Origin of the sequence: Rhizobium hidalgonense (genome assembly GCF_002914525.1) — a bacterium.
Lineage (GTDB): Bacteria > Pseudomonadota > Alphaproteobacteria > Rhizobiales > Rhizobiaceae > Rhizobium > Rhizobium hidalgonense.
In genome coordinates this window covers 158,318-181,360 of the sequence record NZ_LODW01000116.1, presented here as the reverse complement: position 1 = coordinate 181,360, position 23,043 = coordinate 158,318, and the positions used below count along the sequence as shown (strand labels likewise).

The following is a 23,043-nucleotide window of genomic DNA, read 5'->3' as shown; positions in this document are numbered from 1 at the left end:
TATATCTGTTCTATCGCGAGAGAGTGGAATTCCCTGCCGCTCTTTTCCGAACCTCCAGAGCCTGCCGCGCCCTTCCTGCGGTGCGACAGGCTTGATGTTCAAAGTTGCACATATTACGGTCCGTTGAAGGTTTCCTGCCTCCGGGCCGTATTTTTTGCGCTCAGAAGTCGTTCAGTCTGGCCTCCACCAGAAGCTTCACCAGCCAGTCGACAAAGACGCGGACCTTGTTGCTGAGGTGGCGGTTCGGGGGGTAGACGACGTAGAGCGGCAGCGGATCGCGGCGCCAGTCCGGGAGCACGCGGACGAGTTCACCCTTTGCCATCGGCTCACGCGCCATGAAGATCGGCACCTGCGCGATACCAAGACCTGTGAGCGCAGCCGTCAGATAGGTACGGCTATCGTTGACCGAAGCGATGTAACGCGGACTGGTCTCGATCACCTCGTTGTTCCGGCGAAATTCGAAAGGCAGCGTTCGGTTGTTCTGGGCGCGGAAATAGTTGACGGAGTAATGATCGGCCTCCAGATCCTCCGGCCGCTCGGGCATGCCGAATTTCTGGATATAGCTCGGTGAGGCACAGGTAAGCATCTCGACCTCGGAGACACGGCGCGCGATCAGCGACTGGTCGGCCGGCGTGCCGCCCCGCAGCGCGCAGTCGACATTTTCCGCAAGATAATCGACCGTGCGGTCGCCGACGCCGAGGTCGATGCGGATATCGGGATAACGCTGGTAAAAATCGCAGAGTGCGGGAACGACGATCCAATCGGCGAAAGCACCGGCCATTTCGACACGCAGTCGCCCGCTCGGCAGGCTCTGCGAATTGGAGAGGCTGCCGTCGAGTTCCTCCAGTTCAGAAATGATCTGGGCGGCGCGTTCGTAATAAAGCGCGCCATCCGTGGTCACCATGACCCGGCGCGTCGTCCGATTCAACAGCTTGGTGCGCAGATGCGCCTCCAGGCCCTGGATGAGATTGGTTACCGTCGCCTTGGGCATGGCGAGCATGTCGGCGGCGCGGGTGAAATTGCCCGTCTCCACCACCCGGATGAAGACGCGCATTGCCGAGAGCTGATCCATCGGTTGAAGTCCGCAGTTTGCGTTGCACCATTGTTCGAGATCTGGAACAGTGTAATCGCGATATCGCTTCTTATTCCCTGGTTGGAATAACAATATGTTTTTTGTGCAAAATGCAAGCGGCAGGCGTTGTCTGTTTGTGAGACGCGAAAGAGACCGGAAGCATGACGGTGGCATGGAAAGATATGATGCTGGATAAGGTGGCCATCGGCCCCGTTTCCGCACGCATCTACCAGGGCGCCGATTACGGCAAGGGTCCGCCCATCGTGCTTTACCTGCATGGCGGCGCTTTTCTCGATAGCGAGACGAACGTCGACCGGCCGGTGGCGATGAGCTTGGCCAAGGCTGGCGCCATCGTCGTCGCCGCCGATTACAGCAGCCTTTCCGGCAATCTATTTCCGCAGGCGCTGGAAGTCTCCTTTTCGGTTTTCACCTATCTCGCCAACAAGCGGGCCGGTCTTGGCGACCGCAAGTCGTTGCTCTTCGTCGCCGGCGAAGAAGCAGGCGGCAATGTTGCCGCCGGCGTGGCGCTGAAGGCACGCGATCAGATGCCGGATGCGCTCGACGGTCAGGTGCTGATTTCGCCGCTGCTCGATCCGTTCATGGGCACGTCGTCGATCCGCAAGGCGGATGCCATCGGCATGCGTCGGCGCTGGACGGAAGGCTGGAGCCATTACTTGAGCGGCGGCGGTTGTCACCCCTACGCGGCGCCTTGCCTCTGTTCGCGTATTTCCGGCGTCGCGCCGGCGCTGATATTCACAGCGGAAGACGATCCGCTGCACGACGAAACAATTGGTTACGGTGCTCGCCTGACAAAGGCCGGCGTCGGTGTGCGCCAGCATGTCTTTCCCGCCGGGACAGGCTGGCCCTCGATTTATGGTGGGAAATCCGACGGAGCGCCCGACTGGCAGGAAAACGTCAGCCGCCATTTCGGAAGCTTCCTTCGAGATTTAAGCGTCCAACCGCAATTGCATTGAAGAAGATCTAATATTTCGGCGGCCCAGGGGGCCGCAAGGAGAGCACTGATGACGTCCAGAAGTAAGCGCTGGGCCCTGGTGGGCGCCGGCTTAGGCCTTGTTGCGTCCGTTTCCGGCGCCGCATTGTTTTTCGAATTGCCGATGAGCACGACCGCTACGGCCGCTTCCGCCCCCGCGCAGCCTCCCGCTGTGCCGGTGACGGTTGCCGTCGTCACGGCGCGTGACGTAACAGCCTGGGAGAGTTTTTCCGGCCGTCTCGAAGCCGTCGACCGTGTGCAAGTTCGGTCGCGCGTTGCCGGCGCTATCCTGTCGGTGGCCTTCCGCGAAGGGGCGCTGGTCAAGCAGGGCGACCTGCTCTTCACCATCGACCCGGCTCCCTATCAGGCGAGCGTGGCGCAGGCGCAGGGCCAAGTCGCTTCGGCCGATGCCAAGGTCAGCCTGGCGCAGACCGAGCTCGATCGCGGCCGCAGGCTTTCCGACAGCCGCACCATCTCCCAGAGCGATCTCGATCAGCGCCAGAGCACGTTGGCCGAGGCGCAGGCGGGGCTGCGTTCGGCGCAGGCCGCACTGCAGTCGGCGCAGCTCGACCTCGATTATACGCAGGTGCGGGCGCCGGTGTCCGGCCGCATCGGCAAGATCGAGGTGACCGCCGGTAACCTTGTTGCCGCCGGCTCCGCCTCGCCTGAACTGACGACGCTCGTTTCGGTCGATCCGATCTATGCGAGCTTCAATGCCAGCGAAGAGATGGTGACGCGCGCTCTTGCCCAGCTTCCTGAGACGGACAGCGCCCTGCCTGCCGTCGAAGAGATCCCGGTCGAGGTCGGCACGCTGGCCGACAGCGGCACGCCGATCAAGGGCAAGCTGCAACTGATCGACAATGAGGTCGATGCATCAAGCGGCACGATCGCCGTACGCGCCGTGTTCGACAATCCGGGCGGGCGTCTCATCCCCGGCCAGTTCGTGCGGGTGCGCATGGGCCAGCCGAAGGCCGAGAACAAGATCGTCATCAGCGACCGCGCCGTCGGCACCGACCAGGACAAGAAATTCGTCTTCGTCGTTGACGGCGAGAACAAGGTCTCCTACCGGCAGGTCCAGCTCGGCACACTGGCCGACGGTCAGCGGGTGGTCGAAAGCGGCCTGAATGCGGGCGAAAAGATCGTTGTCAACGGTCTGCAGCGCATTCGTCCAGGCGCGGTCGTCATACCGCAGATGGAAGAGAAGGTCGCGACCGCTCAATAAGACTTCGCTCTCCCCCGCGGGGGAGGGCCAATAGCCGAAATGATATGACCCGCCGGCGGCTTCCAAACCGCCGGAGAGGGACGTTGCATCCATGTTCACCCCGGAGAGGGCTTTGATATGAACATCTCCAGATTCTTTGTCGACCGCCCGGTCTTTGCCGGCGTTCTTTCGGTCCTCATCGTGGTAGCCGGCCTGATCGGCCTGCGGGCGCTGCCGATTTCCGAATATCCGGAGGTCGTGCCGCCGTCGATCGTCGTGCGCGCCACCTATCCCGGCGCCAACCCGTCGGTCATCGCCGAAACGGTGGCGACGCCGCTCGAAGAGCAGATCAACGGCGTCGAGGGCATGCTCTACATGTCCAGCCAGGCGACATCCGATGGCGTCCTCAACGTGACCGTCACCTTCCAGCTCGGCACTGACCCCGACAAGGCGCAGCAGCTCGTGCAGAACCGAGTCAGCCAAGCCGAGCCGCGCCTGCCGGCGGAAGTCCGTTCGCTCGGCATTACGACGGTCAAGAGTTCGCCCAACTTCATCATGGTCGTCAACCTCGTCTCCGACGGCGATAATCACGACATCACCTATCTTCGCAACTACGCGACCCTGAATATCAAGGACCGGCTCGCCCGCATCGCAGGCGTCGGTCAGGTGCAGGTCTTCGGCGCCGGCGATTATTCGATGCGCGTCTGGATCGACCCGCAGAAGGCGGCCGAGCATAATCTCGCCGCCAGCGACATCAGCAGCGCCATCAGCTCCCAGAACGTCCAGGCCGCCGCCGGCATTATCGGCGCGTCGCCTAGCCAGCCGGGTGTGGATCTGCAGCTCAACGTGAATGCCCAGGGCCGCCTGCGCACGCCCGAGGAGTTCGGCAGCATCATCGTCAAAACGGGCGCCAGTGGCGAGATCACCCGCCTTCGCGATGTCGCCCGCATCGAGCTCGGCGCCGCGGACTACACGCTGCGTTCGCTGCTTGACGGCAAGCCGGCGGTTGCCGTTGCCGTGCTTCAGGCGCCTGGCTCGAACGCCATCGAAATCGCCGACAATGTGCGCGCCACGATGGATCAGCTGCAGCTAGGCATGCCTGAGGGCGTCAAATACGAGATCGTCTACGATACGACGAAATTCGTGCGCGCCTCGATCGAGAAGGTCATCGACACGCTGCTCGAAGCCATCGCGCTTGTTGTTCTTGTCGTCATCCTGTTCCTGCAGACATGGCGCGCCTCTATCATCCCGCTGATCGCAGTTCCCGTATCGATCATCGGCACCTTCGCGGTCATGTATGTCTTCGGCTTCTCGATCAACGCGCTCAGTCTATTCGGGCTGGTGCTGGCGATCGGTATCGTCGTCGACGATGCGATTGTGGTGGTTGAAAACGTCGAGCGCAATATCGAACAGGGGCTGTCGCCGCGGGCTGCGACCTACAAGGCGATGAGGGAGGTCTCCGGACCGATCGTCGCGATCGCACTGGTTCTCGTCGCGGTCTTCGTGCCACTCGCCTTCATCTCCGGCCTGTCCGGCCAGTTCTATCGCCAGTTCGCGCTGACGATCGCGATCTCGACCGTCATTTCGGCCTTCAACTCGCTGACGCTGTCACCGGCGCTGGCAGCCCTTCTGCTGAAAGGCCATCATGAGCCGAAGGACTGGCTGACGCGGTTCATGGACGCCATCTTCGGCTGGTTCTTCCGTGGCTTCAACCGTGTCTTCGGCGCGGGCTCGAATGCCTACGGCAAGGGCGTGGGCGGCTTGCTGTCGCGCAAGAGCATCGTCATGGTGATCTATCTGGCGCTGGTCGGTGCGACCTACTGCCTGTTCACGACGGTTCCCGGTGGCTTCGTGCCGTCTCAGGACAAGCAGTATCTGATCGGCTTCGCCCAGTTGCCGGATGCTGCCAGCCTCGACCGCACGGAAGATGTGATCAAGCGGATGACCGACATCGCACTCGCCCAGCCGGGCGTTGCCAATGCGATCGCCTTCCCGGGCCTGTCGATCAACGGCTTCACCAACTCGTCCAATGCCGGCATCGTCTTCGTGACGCTGAAGGACTTCGAGGAGCGCAAGACGCCGGATCTCGCAGGCGGAGCAATCGCGATGGCGCTGAACCAGAAATTCGGTGCCATCCAGGATGCCTTCATCGCCATGTTCCCGCCGCCGCCGGTCAACGGTCTTGGCACGACGGGCGGCTTCAAGCTGCAGATCGAGGATCGCGCCGGCCTTGGCAACCAGGCGCTCGATGAGGCCACCAAGGCGGTGCTTGCCAAGGCCTACCAGACGCCGGAACTGGCCGGGCTGTTCTCCAGCTTCCAGATCAACGTGCCGCAGCTCTATGCCGATCTCGACCGCGCCAAGGCCGAGCAGCTTGGGGTTTCCGTCACCGACGTCTTCCAGACGCTGCAGATCTATCTCGGTTCGCTCTATGTCAACGACTTCAACGCCTTCGGCCGCACCTACAGCGTCCGGGTGCAGGCCGACGCGAAATTCCGCGCCCAGCCAGAAGATATCGGCCAGTTGAAGGTCCGTTCGGCATCGGGCGAGATGATTCCGCTTTCGGCTCTCCTTAAGGTGGAGCCGAGCACCGGCCCGGAGCGCGCGAACCGCTATAACGGCTTCCTCGCTGCCGATATCAACGGCGGTCCGGCACCGGGTTTCTCGTCTGGCCAGGCGCAGGCGGCTATCACGAAGATCCTTCATGAGACCCTGCCCGCAGGCATCGACTTCGAATGGACGGATCTGACCTATCAGCAGATCCTTGCCGGCAATTCGAGCATCGTGGTCTTCCCTCTGGCCTTGCTGCTCGTCTTCCTGGTGCTGGCCGCCCAGTATGAAAGCCTGACGCTGCCGCTTGCAATCATCATGATCGTGCCGATGGGTGTGCTGGCCGCGCTGACGGGTGTCTGGCTCACCGGTGGAGACAATAATATCTTCACCCAGATCGGTCTTGTGGTGCTCGTCGGTCTATCGGCGAAGAACGCGATCCTGATCGTGGAATTTGCCCGCGAACTGGAGTTCGAGGGCAGGACGCCGCGGGAGGCCGCGGTCGAGGCCAGCCGCCTTCGTCTTCGCCCGATCCTGATGACCTCGCTCGCCTTCATCATGGGTGTGGTGCCGCTCGTGCTCTCCACCGGCGCTGGCGCAGAGATGCGCGCGGCCATGGGTGTCGCAGTCTTCTCGGGTATGATCGGGGTGACCTTCTTCGGCATCTTCATGACGCCTGTGTTCTACGTGCTGCTGCGGCGGCTGACGGGCAACCGTCCGCTCGTCCAGCACAAGCCGGACGAACACAAGGAAGAAGAGGCGGAAGTCATCCGGCTCGCAGCGGAATAAACGGATTTCAACCTTCCTTTGTCGAGTAAATCGGGCGGGAACTTCGGTTCTCGCCCGTATCGTTTCGCGCATGCTTCGGTACCCGACAAAATGCGTTCTGCCGATTAAAACGATTTGCATCGGTGGACGAGGGGACTATCAAAGACGGACAACAGTTGGGAGGACTGAATGACAGGTTCGAGCAGAGGTCAGCACGGCAGGCGGATCGCCTTTCTCGGCACCGGCTTGATGGGGGCGCCGATGGCTCGCCGGCTGCTGGGCGCGGGCTTTGCCGTCATCGTCTGGAATCGCGATCCCAGCAAGGCCGAGGCGCTGGCGGGGGATGGCGCGGTCCTTGCGGAAACACCCATGGATGCCGTTGCGGGCGCCGACGTCGTCATCACCATGCTGACCAATGCCGACGCGGTCGGAACCGTACTGTTCGACCGCGGGGTGGCCGACGCGATGTCGGCGGACGCCACCGTTATCGACATGAGTTCGATCGCCCCGCATTTTGCCCGCGACCATTCTGCCAGGCTCGCCGAGCGCGGCATTGCTCATGTCGATGCGCCGGTTTCCGGGGGTGTCGTCGGGGCTGATGCCGGTACGCTGGCGATCATGGCGGGCGGTGACCAGGAGGTGATCGAGAAGCTTGCCGATGTCTTTGCGCCAATGGGGCGCGTGACCCGCGTCGGCCCAAGCGGGGCGGGCCAGTTGGCCAAGCTTGCCAACCAACAGATCGTTGCGGTGACGATCGGCGCCGTCGCCGAAGCGATGATGCTGATTACGGCCGGCGGCGGCTCGCCGGCAGCCTTCCGCGACGCCATTCGCGGCGGTTTTGCCGAGAGCCGTATCCTCGATCTGCACGGTAAACGCATGGTCGAGCGGCAGTTTACGCCAGGCGGTTCGTCCAGCAACCAGCTGAAGGATTTGAACGCGGCCATGGAGACCGCCAACGCCCTATCGCTGACGCTGCCGCTGACTGCGGCGGTGCACGCCGAATTCAGCGAATTCGTCGCAAACGGCCATGGCGAAAAGGATCATAGTGGCCTGCTCCTGCATCTCGAGGAGAAGAATGCTTTGCCCGGAGGTAAGAGGTGACCGACAGCCATTCACCGAAGCGGCGCCTGCGTTCGCAGGATTGGTTCGACAATCCCGACCATATCGACATGGCCGCGCTCTATCTCGAGCGTTTCATGAATTACGGCATCACCCCGGAGGAACTGCGCTCCGGCAAGCCGATCATCGGGATAGCCCAGAGCGGCAGCGATCTCACGCCATGCAACAGGGTGCATGTCGAGCTTGCCAAGCGCGTGCGCGACGGCATTCGCGACGCCGGCGGCATTCCAATCGAATTTCCGACACATCCGATCTTCGAGAACTGCAAACGTCCGACGGCGGCACTCGACCGCAATCTCGCTTATCTCGGCCTCGTTGAAATCCTCTACGGCTATCCGCTCGACGGTGTCGTGCTGACGACCGGCTGCGATAAGACCACGCCTTCGGCGATCATGGCGGCGTCGACGGTCGATATTCCGGCGATCGTGCTCTCCGGCGGCCCGATGCTCGACGGCTGGCACGAGGGGGAACTGGCAGGCTCCGGCACCGTGATCTGGCGGATGCGGCGAAAATATGCGGCTGGCGAGATCGACCGGGAAGAATTCCTGCAGGCAGCGCTCGACTCGGCTCCATCAGTCGGCCACTGCAATACGATGGGCACGGCTTCGACGATGAATGCGCTCGCGGAAGCGCTCGGCCTGTCTCTAACGGGCTGCGGCGCCATTCCGGCCGCTTACCGCGAACGTGGCCAGATGGCCTATCGCACCGGGCGGCGCGCCGTCGAGATCGTCTTCGAAGATCTGAAGCCTTCGGATATCCTGACCCGCGAGGCATTCCTCAATGCCATCCGCACCAATTCAGCGATCGGCGGTTCCACCAACGCACAGCCGCATCTGGCTGCGATGGCCAAGCACGCCGGCGTCGAACTTCATCCCGATGACTGGCAGGTGCACGGCTTCGACATTCCGCTGCTAGCCAATGTCCAACCGGCAGGCGCCTATCTCGGCGAGCGCTTTCATCGCGCCGGCGGCACGCCGGCGATCATGTGGGAACTGCTGCAGGCCGGAAAGCTCGATGGCGACTGTCCCACGGTGACGGGCAGGACGATGGCCGAGAACCTGCAGGGCAAGGAAGCCCGCGACCGCGAGGTTATCCGGCCATTCCAGATGCCGCTGAAGGAGCGGGCCGGCTTCCTTGTTCTCAAGGGCAATCTTTTTGATTTCGCAATCATGAAGATGAGCGTTGTATCGGAGGATTTCCGCCGGCGCTACCTTCAGGAGCCTGGGCGAGAAGGTGTCTTCGAGGGCAGGGCGGTGGTTTTCGACGGATCGGAGGATTATCACAAGCGCATCAACGATCCCGAACTCGGCATCGACGAGAATACCATCCTGGTCATTCGCGGCGCCGGGCCGCTCGGTTGGCCGGGCTCAGCGGAGGTCGTCAACATGCAGCCGCCCGATCATCTGCTGAAGCGCGGCATCAGCAGCCTGCCGACGATCGGCGATGGCCGTCAATCGGGCACGGCGGACAGCCCGTCGATCCTCAACGCTTCGCCAGAAAGCGCTGCCGGCGGCGGCCTTGCCTGGCTTCGCACCGGCGATGTCATCCGTATCGACTTCAATCACGGGCGCTGCGACATGCTGGTTGACAAGACCGAGATCGAACGGCGCAAGGGCGAGGGTATTCCGCCGGTGCCGGCGGACGCGACACCGTGGCAGCAGATCTACCGCCGCTCGGTGGCGCAACTGTCGGACGGCGCGGTCCTGGAGGGGGCGACGGAATTCCGCCGGATCGCGAAAAACCCGCCGCGGCACAACCACTAATCCTGACGTGCTGGAAACTGCGAGCCCCTTGATCCAAAAGAGGAAGTCGTAACGAACGGTTCACCTAGTCACTAATTCGGTCATTGGGAGAAGGCTTCATTAATGCCGGCTTGAGACCATATTGCCGTTATGAAAAGCTTCTAAGGCCGAGACCGCGTTGCCAGAGAACAAAGCCACACGCTCCGAACGAGAGTTTCAGGATCTTCTGCGCCGGCTCGAACTCGCTCTCGACGCATCCCAGATCGGTGTCTGGGAGCACAGCATCGAGCAGGACGGGATCTTGTGGGACGCGCAGATGCATCGTCTTTACGAGACCGGCGAGACCTGCCGCCGGGTGCCGGCATTGCTTTGGTCGAACGCCATCCATCCCGACGATCGCGAGCGGGCCGAACGCGACTTCGATGAGGCGATTGCGACCCGGGGCGCCTATAATTCGCAATTTCGGATCGTGCTGCCGAGCGGCGAAATCCGCCATCTGCGTTCGCGCGCACATTTCTACGTGGATGCGGAGGGGCTGCCTTCCTTCATCGGCGCCGAATGGGATGTCACTGCCGATGTCTTGCTCAACGCTGAACTCGCAGGGCAGAAGATGGTCGCTGAGGCGCGGGCGCTGGCGCTCGAGGAAAGCAATGCGCGCATCGAACATGTCGCCGATCACGACTATCTCACCGGCCTGCCGAACCGGCGTTTGCTGGACAAGCGGCTCGCGGAACTGCCGGCCGACAGGAGTATCACGACGCTTGGCGTCCTGCATCTCGATCTCGACCAGTTCAAGCCGATCAACGACAGTCACGGCCATGCCGCAGGCGACGCGGTTCTCAGGGCGTCGGCCCTTCGCATTACCGCCGCCATTCCCGCAAATGGCATGGTCGCGCGCGTAGGCGGCGACGAGTTCGTCATCGTGCTGGTCAATTTCAGCGATCTCGCCGAATTGCAACTGATTACCGACGACCTTCAGCGCCGGCTGCGGAAGAAGATCCGCTTCGGTCAGGAGATGCTACAATCCGGCGCCTCGATCGGCGTTTCCTGGAGCGGCGACCGGCGGGCGCGCAACCTGCTTGCCGAATCCGATCTGGCGCTCTATCAGGCCAAAAAGCTCGGGCGCAACCGCGTCGAATTCTTCACGCGGCAACTGCAGGAGGATCTGCGCGCCCAGCGTCGCCTCGCCGAAGAGCTGAAGCTCGGGCTGGAGCGCGGCGAGATCGTTCCCTATTATCAGGTGCAGCTCGACGCCCGGACGCGGGAAGTTATCGGCTTCGAGGCCCTGGCGCGCTGGAAGCATCCGGAGAAGGGCGTGCTCCCCCCGGGGATATTCTTGAAGATCGCCGACGAGCACGGGCTTGCAGCGGAGATCGATGCGGCGATCCTCAAACGTGTTCTTCAAGACCGGCTGTTCTGGCTGTTGCGCGGTCTTGCGGTTCCGCGCATCGCCGTCAATATCTCGGCGTCGCGCCTTGCCGATCCGACGTTGCTCGGCAAGCTGAGGAAACTCGACATTCCGCCCGGCGTGATCGTCTTCGAACTGGTCGAGACGATTTTCCTCGACGACAGCGACGAAAAACTGCTCGATCATATCGGCGATATCAAACAGATGGGCATCGACATCGAGATCGATGATTTCGGATCCGGCCATGCCTCGCTCATCGGTCTCGTCAAGCTCAGGCCGAAGCGGCTGAAGATCGACCGGCAGCTCATCGCCGAAGTCGTCAGTTCCGCCGAGCAGCGGCGCGTGGTCGGTTCGATCGTGGAAATCGCCAAGGCGCTCGATGTCGAGGTGATCGCCGAGGGCATCGAGACCGAGGCGCATGCCGTCGTGCTGGCGGAACTCGGCTGTGATGGCCTGCAGGGTTACGCATTTGGTTATCCTGCACCGGCGGCCGAGACGGCTCGTCTTTTCTCACCCGTGGGCGGGGCCGAAAGGCAGAAGGCCGCGATGAGCGGAAAGGCCCGGTGAGCCGTCAGCGGGAGCCCGCCGCCGCACTTTCGCGGCCGAGGGAAGATAAATGGCGCGCAAGTAATTTTCTTGAGCTTGCATCGGCATTGTTTCATGCTAATGCGGAAACGAAGCTTTCTGCATTGCATCGAAAAATGATTATACGCGTGATCAAGATCATGAGCGCGGCTCTCCATCATTCGCAGGTGCAATCGGGGAACTGGGGACCTGACAATTGCTTTGCCGTTGCCGGGATGGACTTGCGGGACATTCAATCTGGGAAAGTCGCATGAATTCGGAATTTGCCGTTCGTTCAATGCGGCCCGGCGAACTCGAGCTCGTGCTCGAATGGGCGCGTCAGGAGGGCTGGAACCCGGGCCTCGACGATTCGCTCGCATTCATCGAGGCTGATCCGTCGGGATTTTTCGTCGGCGCCATCGGTGAAGTCCCGGTCGGTTCGATCTCGGTCGTCAAATACGGCGAGAGTTTCGCCTTCCTCGGCCTCTACATCGTCCATCCCGATTTCCGGGGCAAGGGATACGGCAAGGCGATCTGGGAGACGGGCATTGCCAGCGCGGGGGTGCGCACGATCGGTCTCGACGGCGTGGCCGCACAACAGGACAACTACCGCAAGGCCGGCTTCGAACCCGCCTATTCCACCATTCGCTATGGCGGCGTCGCCACCAGTTCGCCGGTCTCGGCGCTTGCCGCGCAGCCGGTGATGGATTCGCGTCTCGAAGGCCTGCAGCGTTATGATTCGGCGATCTTTCCGCAGCCGCGGGATGCCTTCCTTGCCGCCTGGTGCACCAGTCGCAAGGGCCGCCGCTCGGCTGTGGTGCGCAAGAGCGGCAAGATCCGCGGTTACGGCACGATTCGCCGCTGCTACGAGGGTTACAAGGTCGGGCCGCTCTTTGCCAACGATGCCGACAGCGCCGCAGCACTGCTTGCCGAATTGATCCCCGAAGCCAAAGGGGCGGCTGTTTTCATCGATATCCCCGTCGACAATCATGAGGCGGTGGCGCTTGCCGAGGGCCTCGGCCTTCGGCAGGTGTTCGAGACGACGCGCATGTATCGTGGGCCGGCGCCGGCCATTCCGCTGAAGCACGTCTTCGGCGTGACGACGCTGGAGCTTGGTTAGAGGCTTTCCTGACCAGGAAAGTTCTAATCCACAGGTGAGGCCGGAACGGCAGGAGTCGAAGCTTTCGGCCGGCCTTTTTCGGCGATGGCAATGCCGCCCAAGGTCAGTGCCAACGCGATCACGTGGAACGATTGCAACCTCTCGCCGATGAGGGCGACGGAAAGCAAAGTTCCGAACACCGGCACGAGATTGATGAACAGGCCGGCCCGATTGGCGCCGATCGCCTCGACACCTTTGATATAGAGGATCTGCGCCAGCAGCGACGGGAAGGTCGCCGTGTAGAACGTGATGACCCAGCCGGCCTGGTCCGGCCATAGCGCGGCACCGCGGCTGGCTTCCCAAAGGAGCAGAGGCACCGAGGTCAGCATGGCGCCGAGCGCTGGGAACGCCATCAGCGTGCGCCAGTCGAGCGGCGGCTTCCAGCGCAGGAAAATCGTGTAGACCGAGTAGGCGGCAATGGCGATCAGCATCAGCCCGTCGCCGCGGTTGAGGCTTAGTTGCAACAGCGTTGTCAGGTCGCCGTGAGCGGCGGTTAGCGCGACGCCGATCAGCGTCATGCCGAAGCCGAGACATTGCGCCAGGGAGATGCCGGTGCGGAAGAACATGAAATTCAACAGGAAGATCAGCATCGGGATGCCGGCCTGCTCGATGGCGACATTGATCGCCGTCGTATATTGCACGGCCGAATAAAGCATGGCGTTGAAAAGCGTGTAGCCGATGACGCCGTAGAAGAACAGCAGCGGCAGGTTCTTCCGGACAACCGGCCAGTCCCTCCTGAGTTGCGGTACCGAGATCAGGGCGATCAGTGCCACGGCGATGAACCAGCGCAGGAAGGTCAGCATCATCGGGCTGATATGCCCGACTGCGAGCTTGCCGGCGACGGAGTTGCCGCCCCAGCAGAGGGTGGCGATAACGAGGCAGATGTAGGCCGTGGCTTGCAAGAGCGTTCTTCCCGTCTTTCCGCGACCGCCAAGCGGCGTTTTGTGACGGGCAATAGCCTGCCGGCTGCTGATTTGTCACGTAAAAAGCCCAATCTACTGTGACAACAGGGTCGCTTTCCCAAAAACAAAGCTTTATAGATGCGCGGGTTTGAGCAGGTGCGCGGTTTTCCGCCGGTAACAGGAAGAGTTGGATGACGAACGTAGTCGTGGTCGGTTCGCAATGGGGTGACGAAGGCAAGGGCAAGATTGTCGACTGGCTTTCGGAGCGCGCGGATATCGTTGTGCGCTATCAGGGCGGACATAATGCCGGCCATACGCTCGTCATCGACGGCACCAGCTACAAGCTGTCGCTGCTGCCGTCCGGCGTCGTGCGCCCGGGCAAAATGGCGGTGATCGGCAACGGCGTCGTTGTCGATCCGCATGCGCTGATCGCCGAGATCGGCCGGCTGGAGGCGCAGGGCGTGACGGTGACGCCTGAAAATCTGCGCATCGCCGACAATGCGACGCTCATTCTGTCGCTGCACCGCGAGCTCGACGCGATGCGCGAGGATGCGGCGTCGAACAGCGGTACCAAGATTGGCACGACACGCCGCGGCATCGGTCCGGCCTATGAAGACAAGGTCGGCCGCCGCGCCATCCGGGTGATGGATCTGGCCGATCTCGACAGCCTTGCCGGCAAGGTCGACCGTATTCTGACCCATCACAATGCGCTTCGCCGCGGCCTCGGCGTCGCCGAAGTCAGCCACCAGACGATCATGGACGAACTGACCTCGATCGCCGATCGGGTGCTGCCGTTCCGTGACACCGTCTGGCTGTTCCTCGACAAGGAGCGCCGCAAGGGCTCCCGCATCCTCTTCGAAGGGGCCCAGGGCAGCCTGCTCGACATCGACCACGGCACCTATCCGTTCGTGACCTCGTCGAACACCGTGGCCGGTCAGGCCGCGGCCGGTTCCGGCATGGGGCCAGGCTCGCTCGGCTACATCCTCGGCATCACCAAGGCCTATACGACACGTGTCGGCGAAGGCCCGTTCCCGACGGAGCTGAAGGATGCGATCGGTGAGTTCCTAGGCGAAAAAGGTCATGAGTTCGGGGTGGTGACCGGGCGTAAGCGCCGCTGCGGCTGGTTCGACGCCGCACTCGTGCGCCAATCGATCGCCACCAACGGCATCACCGGCATCGCACTCACCAAGCTCGACGTCCTCGACGGCCTCGAGGAACTGAAGATCTGCGTCGGTTACATGCTGGACGGCGAACAGATTGATCATCTTCCGGCAAGCCAGGGAGCGCAAGCTAGGGTCGAACCGGTCTACATCACGCTGGAAGGCTGGAAGGAATCGACTGTCGGCGCCCGCAGTTGGGCGGACCTGCCGGCACAGGCGATCAAATATGTTCGCCAGGTCGAGGAGCTGATCGGGGCGCCTGTCGCGCTCCTTTCCACCAGCCCGGAGCGGGATGACACCATACTTGTGACCGATCCGTTTGAGGATTAAGCTCACGGGTCACTGTGGAGGACAGTTCGGTAGGGTGCCGGACTTCTTGAGAAAGTACTGATGGCGGATTTTATTGCAGTTATTCGGCGGGCCGTCGACGGCCTGGCTGAAAATACCCCCGAGATGCGGGTGAAGGTCTACGAACGTGCCCGCGGCGCAGTGCAGCGGCAGCTCGAGAACATGAAGCCGCGTCCGCCGGAAGCCATGCTGCAACGCCAGCTCGAAAAGCTCGAGGCCGCCATCCGCGAAGTGGAAGGCGAACACTCCGAGGCGCTGCCGCTCGATGAGCCGGTTGCCGCCGTCGTCGCGTCGGAAGCCGTGGAAGAACAAGCGGTTCACGACGAAGTCGAACCGGCGCCTGCGCCGGAGACGGCCGTCGAGGAGCCGCCGGTCGAGGAGCCGGCCTACGAAGCCGATGCGGAACCGCAGGCGGCCGAGGCCGCCGGCGAGCCCGATCACGCTGAAGTCGCTGCCGCGCCCGAGGACGCCGCGGAAGAGGTCGCCGCCGAGGAGCCCCCCGCCGAAGACACACTTGTTTCACCGGAAACAGCTGTTTCCGCCGAGGCATCGGCTTTGCCGGAGGCAGCCGCTTCCGTCGAGACATACTGGCATCCCTCGCATGAGGAGGAAGCGCCGGCCGAGGAATGGCATGCCAGCGAGGCGCGCGCCGTTACCGAAGAGGCGACAACCGAGCATGACGGCTGGCAGCCGATTGCGGGGCATCGCAGCGAAGAAGCCGACGAATATCATGCTGACGAGCATCCGGTGGATGAGACCGCCGCCGAGCCGGCGGCAGTAGAAAGCGAAGAGCCAGAGGCCGAAGAGGCCTACGAGCCCGTCGCGCCGCTCGAGCCGATCACACGTGGCATAGAGCACGCATCCAACCGGCTGGTGGAGCCGGTCGCCGATTTCGATCGTCCGCAGGAATTCGTCGAGCACAGCCGCGAGGAGCCGCTACAGGCCGAAGGGGCGGCGCATTTCGATCCCGTCTGGGCCGAGCCTGCCGCCGAAACGCCGGCTCCGGCGCCGAAGGATGCGGAGACTGAATGGGCCGAAGAGGAACTCCGGCAGTATTCGCAGACGGCGCCGATCACCCCGGATACCTCGGCGCGCGCCTTCGAGGAGGTGATATCCAGCCTCGAAAAAGCGGCGCCGGCGGCCGTCATGCCGGCGGCCAAGGAAAGTTTCTCCTGGGAGACCGCAGCCTTCGACGATCTGCCGCCGATCGAGGCCGGCAGCAACAAGAAGGCGCCGGTCGCCTCGCATTTCGACGATGTCGATATCTTCGCGGAAGTGCACAACGGTAAGCCGGCGGCTGCCAGCGGCGCGCCGAGCGAGGACTGGCGCGAGGCGAAGGCGCTACGCGGCTACGACCGCCGCGGCTCGGTTGCGGCTGACGACGATGACGCCAATCCGGCGATGGATATCGATCAGATGGTCGCTTCCAAGCTGCAGGGCAAGAGTTTCCGAATGGAGCCGAAGCGTCGCCGCTTCGGCATCGGTACCGTGATCACGCTCATCTTCGCGCTCATCTTGATCGGCGGCGGCGCCTATGCCGGCTGGATGAACAGAGAGGCGCTGGTGGCGATGGTCGACGGGCTCGTCAGTTCGGCACCGTCGCAGGCGACCAGGAACGAGGCGGCGACGCCGCCGGCCGGCTCCGCGACGCCTGCCGAGCCGGACGCGGCAACGCCGGCCCAGCCGACCACGCCGGAAGCGCAGAATACGCCAGCGGCACCGGCGCAGCCGAACCCGCAGGTGGCGTCAATGAACAATGACGGCGCCGCGGCCAATTCGAAATTCACCCAGCGGCTGCTGACCGATGGCACCGAGGTCGACAGCGGACCGGCGACGGTGCCGGGAACGCTGACCGCGGAAGGAAAATCGGTCGCCGAGCAGAATGTCGCGGCAGCGGATACGCCGCCGGCGGCCGCGCAGGGCGATGTCGCACCAGCCGAAACGCCAACGCCGAACAGCCCGGCGGCATCGCCGCAGCAGGCCGCTCCCGTCGGCTCGTCGCAAAAGATGTTCCTCTATGAGGAGCGCATCGGCCAAAGCTCGCCGACGGCGATCGAGGGATCGGTCGTCTGGAGCGTGCAGCACGAGGCTGGCCAGAACGGCCGGCAGGAGGCGACGGTGCAGGGCAACGTCACCGTGCCGGAGCGCAATCTCTCGGCTCTCGTCACCTTCAAACGCAATTCCGATCCGTCGCTGCCGGCAAGCCATCTCGTCGAGATCGTCTTCTCGCTGCCGCCGAATTTCGAAGGCGGAAGTATCGACAGCGTCCAGCGCATCTCGATGAAGCGCACCGAGCAGGACCGCGGTGACGCGCTGATCGCGGTTCCTGCCAAGATCACTGACGATTTCCATATGATCGCGCTCAATGACTATCCCGATGCGCGCAAGGCTAATCTCGACCTGATGTCGACCCGCAGCTGGATCGATATCCCGGTCACCTACCGCAACGGTCGCCGCGCCCTGCTGACGATGGAGAAGGGCAATACGGGAACGGATGCCTTCAATACTGCGATCAAGGAATGGACCGCGCTCGGGGATGTGTCGACGAGCCAGTGACGATGAACCGCAATACCGGCACTCCCGACCTTCGACGGGGACGACGTTGCGAAAGTAAAGAAACAGAAAGGCGGGCCGCAAGGACCCGCCTTTTCAATTTTCACAGGAGGCAGCCTTGTCAGGCCGTCGCTTCGACGACGCGCACGGCCTTGGCGCGTTCCTGGGCTTCCTTGCGAACGGCGTCCTGCACCTTTTCGAAAGCGCGAACCTCGATCTGGCGGACGCGTTCGCGGCTGATGTCGAATTCCGTCGACAGGTCTTCCAGCGTCACCGGATCCTCGGCGAGGCGGCGAGCTTCGAAGATACGGCGTTCGCGCTCGTTCAGCACGCTCATCGCTTTCGCCAGCATCCGCCGGCGGGTGTCGAGCTCGTCCTGTTCGATCAGCACGTCTTCCTGGCTGTCATGGTCGTCCACCAGCCAGTCCTGCCATTGGCCGCTGTCGCCTTCGGCCGCCTTGATCGGCGCGTTCAGCGAGGCGTCGCCGGACAGGCGGCGGTTCATCGAAATGACCTCCTCCTCCGAGACTTTCAGCTTGGTGGCGATTTCGGAGACGTGTTCCGGCTTCAGGTCGCCGTCATCGATCGCCTGGATGCGGCCTTTCAGCCGGCGCAGGTTGAAGAACAGGCGCTTCTGGTTGGCGGTCGTGCCCATCTTCACCAGTGACCACGAACGCAGGATATATTCCTGGATCGAGGCCTTGATCCACCACATGGCATAGGTGGCAAGGCGGAAGCCGCGCTCGGCATCGAACTTCTTGACGGCCTGCATCAGGCCGACATTGCCCTCGGAGACGACTTCGCCGATCGGCAGGCCGTAACCGCGATAACCCATCGCGATCTTGGCGACGAGGCGAAGATGGCTGGTGACGAGCTTATGTGCGGCGTCGCGATCGCCATGCTCGGCATAACGCTTGGCAAGCATGTATTCCTGCTGCGGCTCGAGCATCGGGAACTTGCGGATTTCGTCGAGGTAACGATTGAGACCGGCTTCGCCGGCGGTAATGGACGGCAAGGTATTTCGGGCCATAGTGCACCCTCCTAAAGTGAATTCCGGCCCCCGTTGGAAACGCGTTCGCGTTAAAAATGGCAGACCGGGACATGCGGCTCTGATTGCGAGCCCGCACTAAGTCAATATACAGATAAGTGTGGCGAAACGGCGGTTCAAGGTGGCGCTCACGTCAGTGTGAGAGGGGTCGGAGACGACGCCTCTACCCCCGCAATGCCGCGACCAGTTCCACCATATCCTCCGGCAGCGGCACTTCGAAATGCATGATTTCGCCGGTGCGGGGATGCTCGAACTGCAGCATGAAGGCATGCAGCGCCTGGCGGTTGAAACCGTTGACGACCTTGCGGATGTCTTCGGGCAGGCGGTTGGCCTTGGTCTTGAAGCCCGCGCCATAAACCGTGTCGCCGAGCAGCGGATGGCCGATATGGGCCATATGCACACGGATCTGGTGGGTGCGGCCGGTTTCGAGATGGCACTCGACCAAGGAAGCAAGCGCCGTCGCGTCCGGATTTTCCTGGAAACGCTCGATCACCTCGTAATGGGTGATCGCCTCGTCGGCATCATGACTGTCGGGACGTTTGACGGCGCGACGGGTGCGATCGCCGGTGGCGCGGCCGAGCGGTGCGTCGACCGTGCCGGTCAGCGAGCGGGGCCGGCCCCAGACGACCGCCTGATAGGCCCGCTCCAGCGGCATGGTGCGGCCATGATCGGCAAATTGCAGCGAGAGATGTCGATGGGCAATGTCGTTCTTGGCGACGACCATGACCCCCGTCGTGTCCTTGTCGAGACGGTGGACGATGCCGGGGCGGCGCACGCCGCCGATGCCGGAGAGGGTATCACCGCAATGATAGATCAGCGCGTTGACCAGCGTCCCCGTCCAGTTGCCGGCGCCGGGATGGACGACGAGACCGGAAGGCTTGGAAATGACGATCACGTCTTCATCCTCATGGAGGATATCGAGCGGGATATCCTCGCCCTGCGGCGTCGGGTCTTCCGGCTCGGGCAGGGTGATCTCGAAACTGTCGCCGTTGCGCACCTTACGCTGCGGGTCGGTGACGGGTTCGCCGCGCAGGAAAACCTGGCCGTCCTTGATCAGCGCCTTGATGCGGCTGCGTGAAAATTCCTCGCCGAGTTGCGCCGTCAGCCAGGCGTCGAGCCGGCCTTCGGCGGTTTCATCGGCGGTCAGGACTTTTCTATTGCCGGCGGCTTGTTTAAAGGGGTCGCTCAAGACGCTTCTTCTCCGACGCATTTTTTTAGAACGGGACGCACAGATGACAGCAATCGAGCCAGAAGACCAGGAAGAGAAGCCCCTTGATCCGGCGATGGAAAGTGTCCGGCGCAAGATGGTCCGCCTGCAGATCGTTTCCGGCGCCATCATGTTCGTGAGCCTTATGGCGGTCTTCGGCGCGGTTGTCTACAAGGCGATGCACAGCGAACCGAAGGAGACGGCGGCCGTTTCCGCCTCCGGGGTGCCCTCGGATGCGCCGCTTGCGGCAACAGTTTCCCTGCCGCTCGGCTTCAAGGTGCAGTCCACCTCGTTTTCGGCAGGGCAGATCCTGTTTTACGGCGAAACGGTCGATGGCAAGAGCAAGGCGCTGGTCTTCGACCTCGTGACCGGCCGCACCGTCGCCGACGTCAGCGTCGCGGGCAATTGAGGCCGGCATGGCTGCCGTCCCGATCGCCATCGACAGCGCCGACGATCCGCGCATCGCTGAATTCCGCGATATAAGAGAGCGCGACCTAACGGGCCGCGAAAACCGCTTCATCGCCGAAGGCACCGTCGTGCTGCGCATGCTGGCGGAGGCGCATGCGCAAAGCCGCGGCTTTTTTGCCGAGAAGATCCTGCTGCTGCGCAACCGCGTCGACGGCGTCCTGCCGATCCTGGAGCGGTTCCCGGCCGATGTGCCGGTCTATGTCGCCGAAGCCGGTGTGCTTGACGGCGTCGTCGGATTCCATCTGCATCGCGGCGTTCTGGCGCTCGGCCGGCGGGAGGCCCGCGGAGAGGCGGCCCTTCTCGGGGCGCTGCCGGAACGGGCGCTGGTGCTTGTCGGCTGCGGCATTTCCAATCATGACAATGCCGGTTCAATGTTCCGCAATGCGGCCGCCTTCCGGGCGGATGCGGTGCTGCTCGACGAAACCTGCTGTGATCCGCTCTATCGCAAGGCGCTGCGCGTCTCGGTCGGTTCGGTGCTGAGCGTTCCGCACCGGCGCGGCGGCAAGGCGCTGGATGTGCTGCTTTCGCTTGCCGAACGCGGCTTTGCCATCTGGACGCTTTCGCCGCACGGCAAGATCGATATCCGTGCCATTCCGGCTTCAACGCGCATGGCGCTCGTCATCGGTACGGAGGGGGCGGGATTGCCGGAGGCGCTGCTGGCGCGCTTCCAGAGCGCGCACATCCCGCAATCGGAGGAACTCGACAGCCTCAATGCCGCGACGGCAACGGGCATCGCGCTGTTTTCCATGGCGTCGGCGATGGGTCGGATCTAAATTACGATCTTAAAGCGCGTCGCATCGATTTAAATGATGCAACGCGCAGTACTTTGTTTTGATGCCTATCGTCATTCCGGAACCGTGGGACGCTTCCGGGCGACATGCGTTAGCGCTGGGAATGGGCAATGACGGCGGTCGCCCTGTCGGCAAGGCTGACGCGATCACTCGGGGACGTTTCCGCCGCATCCGGCAGAAGTGCGCGGATCGGCGAGGAGGGACCCTCGTTGAGTGCGGTCAGCGCCACCATGTTGGCGGCGATCGAGGCGATCTCCTCACGGATTGCACCATCGCTTCCGGTCACGGTCTTTGCCTTCTCCAGGCGCTCGGCAAGGGCGACGCTGCGCTTGCGGACATCCTCGCCGATCTCAGCCGTCATGACGGCGCTGTCGTGCGTAAGTGTTGTCGTGTCTTCAGCCGTCAATTCCGCCGCCATCCCGGCTAGGCCGGCGTCGCGCAGCACGCGGTTAACCTTGCGGATCTCGGCATTGGCGGCTTTCAACTGCTCCTTCAACTTGGCGATCTCCTGCTGGCGGCGAGTGACCAGGGTTTCCTTTTCGGCGGCGAAAGCGTTGTCGCGCGCGGCCTTGTCCTCCAGGCGGATCACCATGTGCTGCTGCTGCGTCAGTTTCTGTTCTGCATCCCTTGCGCGCTTCTGCAAGAGGTTGACGTCCTGGCGCAACGTGTCTCGTTCGTCGCGCAGCGCGTTGGCGCGGAATTTGAGGCTCTCCGCCTCAGTGTCGCGTGCGGCAAGATCGATCCTCAGCCCATCGGTCTGTTCACCGAGCTTCCTCAGCCGCGTCCTCATCGCCGCCAGTTCGCTCTCCTTGTTGGCCGCGGACTGTTCGGCAATATGCAGATTGGTCTTCAGCTGGCTGATATAATTCTCATCCTTGCGCAAACGCGAGCGCTGCTCGGCGGCCTCGACATGCATCTCGCCGATCTGGGCCTGCAAGTCGCTGATCTCGGCTGCAAGCCTGCCGGCATCGACGGCGAGCGCGTCGTGGCGAAGTTGGAGCGACAGGGATTTCTCGCGCTCACGCAGCAGGTCCTGGGTGGTCCGGGCGTTTTCGGCGGCATAGAGCGCGCGCACCATATCCTTCTGGGCGCGAACCTCCTGCGGGCTGAGCGGCATGGTCGCCTTCAGCCGGTTCTCGGTATACCAGACGATACGTCGGTGAACGGCGGGCGAAACCAGAAAGACGAGGAAGGCCGCGGTCAGGAAGCCCAATCCGAACAAGAGAGCGTATTCGATCACGGCGCGGCCATCGATTCGAAGGTTGATAAGAGGTCAGCCGCGATGATTAAGCACGCATGACGCATATGGGCAAGGCCGCCGATGCGGACGGCGGCGCTTTGCAGCGGCTTTTCGGCCTCAGAAGGGGTTCCAGGTCGGCGCCTGGGTGATCTTGAGATAACCGACATTGATACCCAGGCGAGCGCCGACGCCGGTGCGGATCGGCACAACCAGCACGTCATTGTTCTTGAGCAGCGTCATGCCGAAGCCGGCGATCACATAGGCCGAGCCGCTGACGCCGCCGAAGCGGGCATAGATGCCGTTGACGGAAGGCAGGTCGTAAACCAACATCATCACGCGTGAGCCTTGGCCGCCGTAATCGAGGCCGAGCGAGGGGCCTTGCCAGTAGAGATTATGTTCGCCGGCATTCTTGGTGTTCAGCTGGCCTTCGCCGTAGGTAAGGCCGGCGATGAAGGCGCCGCCGCCTTCCTGTCCGAGAATGTAGCCATTCGGCAGGCCGTATTTCTGGAACGCACTCTCGACGACTTTGGCAAGTCCGCCGCTGGCGGAGCCGAAGAAGGAGTGGCCGGCATCGACGATTTCCTGCATCGTGTATTGGCCGTTGTCCTGGGCGGAGGCAGGTCCGGCGACCATCAGCGAGGAAAAAACGAGGGCCGAAAGCAACCTGCAGAAGCCGATGAATCGGTGCGGAAGTAGAGTGCGCATGGTGTCATCCGTTCGTCGTTTGGCTGGGAGCGGGCAAGCGCTCGCGG

General features: G+C 62.8%; 18 protein-coding genes. 12 read left to right on the top strand and 6 right to left on the bottom strand.

Annotated features, from left to right (window positions below; all coding sequences use genetic code 11):
- Positions 1 to 160: 160 nt before the first annotated feature.
- Complete coding sequence (locus ATY29_RS32795; RefSeq protein WP_003566062.1) at positions 161 to 1,072, bottom strand: LysR family transcriptional regulator; 912 nt, start codon at positions 1,070 to 1,072, stop codon at positions 161 to 163.
- 161 nt (positions 1,073 to 1,233) lie between these two features.
- Here ATY29_RS32795 and ATY29_RS32790 point away from each other — a divergent pair, with 161 nt between their 5' ends.
- The 8 genes from ATY29_RS32790 (at position 1,234) to ATY29_RS32760 (ending at position 12,535) form a co-directional block, all read left to right on the top strand.
- A complete protein-coding gene (locus ATY29_RS32790; RefSeq protein ID WP_003566060.1) occupies positions 1,234 to 2,046 on the top strand; it encodes an alpha/beta hydrolase fold domain-containing protein in 813 nt (270 codons plus the stop codon).
- Positions 2,047 to 2,094: 48 nt separating this feature from the next.
- Positions 2,095 to 3,285: an efflux RND transporter periplasmic adaptor subunit gene (locus ATY29_RS32785; protein ID WP_097533951.1), complete on the top strand. Its 1,191-nt coding sequence runs from the start codon at positions 2,095 to 2,097 to the stop codon at positions 3,283 to 3,285.
- A gap of 117 nt (positions 3,286 to 3,402) precedes the next feature.
- Positions 3,403 to 6,603, top strand: a complete 3,201-nt coding sequence (locus ATY29_RS32780; protein WP_097533949.1) for an efflux RND transporter permease subunit — start codon at positions 3,403 to 3,405, stop codon at positions 6,601 to 6,603.
- A gap of 168 nt (positions 6,604 to 6,771) precedes the next feature.
- Positions 6,772 to 7,683, top strand: coding sequence for an NAD(P)-dependent oxidoreductase (locus ATY29_RS32775; protein ID WP_097533947.1), 912 nt, complete (start codon positions 6,772 to 6,774; stop codon positions 7,681 to 7,683).
- Complete coding sequence (locus tag ATY29_RS32770) at positions 7,680 to 9,464, top strand: IlvD/Edd family dehydratase (protein WP_097533945.1); 1,785 nt, start codon at positions 7,680 to 7,682, stop codon at positions 9,462 to 9,464. Before ATY29_RS32775 ends, ATY29_RS32770 begins: the two co-directional genes overlap by 4 nt.
- 157 nt (positions 9,465 to 9,621) lie before the next feature.
- Positions 9,622 to 11,418: a putative bifunctional diguanylate cyclase/phosphodiesterase gene (locus tag ATY29_RS32765; protein WP_097533943.1), complete on the top strand. Its 1,797-nt coding sequence runs from the start codon at positions 9,622 to 9,624 to the stop codon at positions 11,416 to 11,418.
- A complete protein-coding gene (locus ATY29_RS36595) occupies positions 11,415 to 11,690 on the top strand; it encodes a hypothetical protein (RefSeq protein ID WP_128398122.1) in 276 nt (91 codons plus the stop codon). Before ATY29_RS32765 ends, ATY29_RS36595 begins: the two co-directional genes overlap by 4 nt.
- Positions 11,687 to 12,535 (top strand): GNAT family N-acetyltransferase, encoded by an 849-nt coding sequence (locus ATY29_RS32760; RefSeq protein ID WP_003566049.1) that lies wholly within the window; start codon positions 11,687 to 11,689, stop codon positions 12,533 to 12,535. The genes ATY29_RS36595 and ATY29_RS32760 overlap by 4 nt, the downstream gene beginning before the upstream one ends.
- Positions 12,536 to 12,558: 23 nt before the next feature.
- On the opposite strand, the gene ATY29_RS32755 is transcribed toward ATY29_RS32760, so the two are convergent.
- The gene (locus ATY29_RS32755; protein WP_003566046.1) at positions 12,559 to 13,476 is read right to left on the bottom strand and encodes a DMT family transporter; all 918 of its coding nucleotides are present in this window, start codon (positions 13,474 to 13,476) and stop codon (positions 12,559 to 12,561) included.
- 191 nt (positions 13,477 to 13,667) lie between these two features.
- Here ATY29_RS32755 and ATY29_RS32750 point away from each other — a divergent pair, with 191 nt between their 5' ends.
- Both ATY29_RS32750 and ATY29_RS32745 read left to right on the top strand, forming a co-directional pair.
- A complete protein-coding gene (locus tag ATY29_RS32750; RefSeq protein ID WP_003566044.1) occupies positions 13,668 to 14,966 on the top strand; it encodes an adenylosuccinate synthase in 1,299 nt (432 codons plus the stop codon).
- A gap of 60 nt (positions 14,967 to 15,026) precedes the next feature.
- Entirely contained in the window at positions 15,027 to 17,540 is a 2,514-nt protein-coding gene (locus ATY29_RS32745; protein ID WP_097533941.1) for a RodZ family helix-turn-helix domain-containing protein, read from the top strand.
- A gap of 118 nt (positions 17,541 to 17,658) precedes the next feature.
- Here the strand turns inward: ATY29_RS32745 and rpoH are convergent, their stop codons facing one another.
- Complete coding sequence (gene rpoH / locus ATY29_RS32740; protein ID WP_003566040.1) at positions 17,659 to 18,567, bottom strand: RNA polymerase sigma factor RpoH; 909 nt, start codon at positions 18,565 to 18,567, stop codon at positions 17,659 to 17,661.
- Positions 18,568 to 18,748: 181 nt separating this feature from the next.
- Positions 18,749 to 19,774 (bottom strand): RluA family pseudouridine synthase, encoded by a 1,026-nt coding sequence (locus tag ATY29_RS32735; protein ID WP_097533939.1) that lies wholly within the window; start codon positions 19,772 to 19,774, stop codon positions 18,749 to 18,751.
- 43 nt (positions 19,775 to 19,817) lie between these two features.
- Between ATY29_RS32735 and ATY29_RS32730 the strand changes: the two genes are divergently transcribed.
- Both ATY29_RS32730 and ATY29_RS32725 read left to right on the top strand, forming a co-directional pair.
- Positions 19,818 to 20,201: a hypothetical protein gene (locus tag ATY29_RS32730; RefSeq protein WP_097533937.1), complete on the top strand. Its 384-nt coding sequence runs from the start codon at positions 19,818 to 19,820 to the stop codon at positions 20,199 to 20,201.
- 7 nt (positions 20,202 to 20,208) lie between these two features.
- Positions 20,209 to 21,033 carry a TrmH family RNA methyltransferase gene (locus ATY29_RS32725; RefSeq protein ID WP_003566034.1) on the top strand — a complete coding sequence of 275 codons (825 nt, stop codon included), beginning with the start codon at positions 20,209 to 20,211 and terminating at the stop codon, positions 21,031 to 21,033.
- Positions 21,034 to 21,142: 109 nt separating this feature from the next.
- Here ATY29_RS32725 and ATY29_RS32720 read toward each other — a convergent pair whose 3' ends face one another.
- The gene (locus tag ATY29_RS32720) at positions 21,143 to 22,291 is read right to left on the bottom strand and encodes a coiled-coil domain-containing protein (RefSeq protein WP_097533935.1); all 1,149 of its coding nucleotides are present in this window, start codon (positions 22,289 to 22,291) and stop codon (positions 21,143 to 21,145) included.
- Between the two features lie 117 nt (positions 22,292 to 22,408).
- A complete protein-coding gene (locus ATY29_RS32715; protein ID WP_097533933.1) occupies positions 22,409 to 22,996 on the bottom strand; it encodes a DUF1134 domain-containing protein in 588 nt (195 codons plus the stop codon).
- Positions 22,997 to 23,043 lie beyond the last annotated feature (47 nt).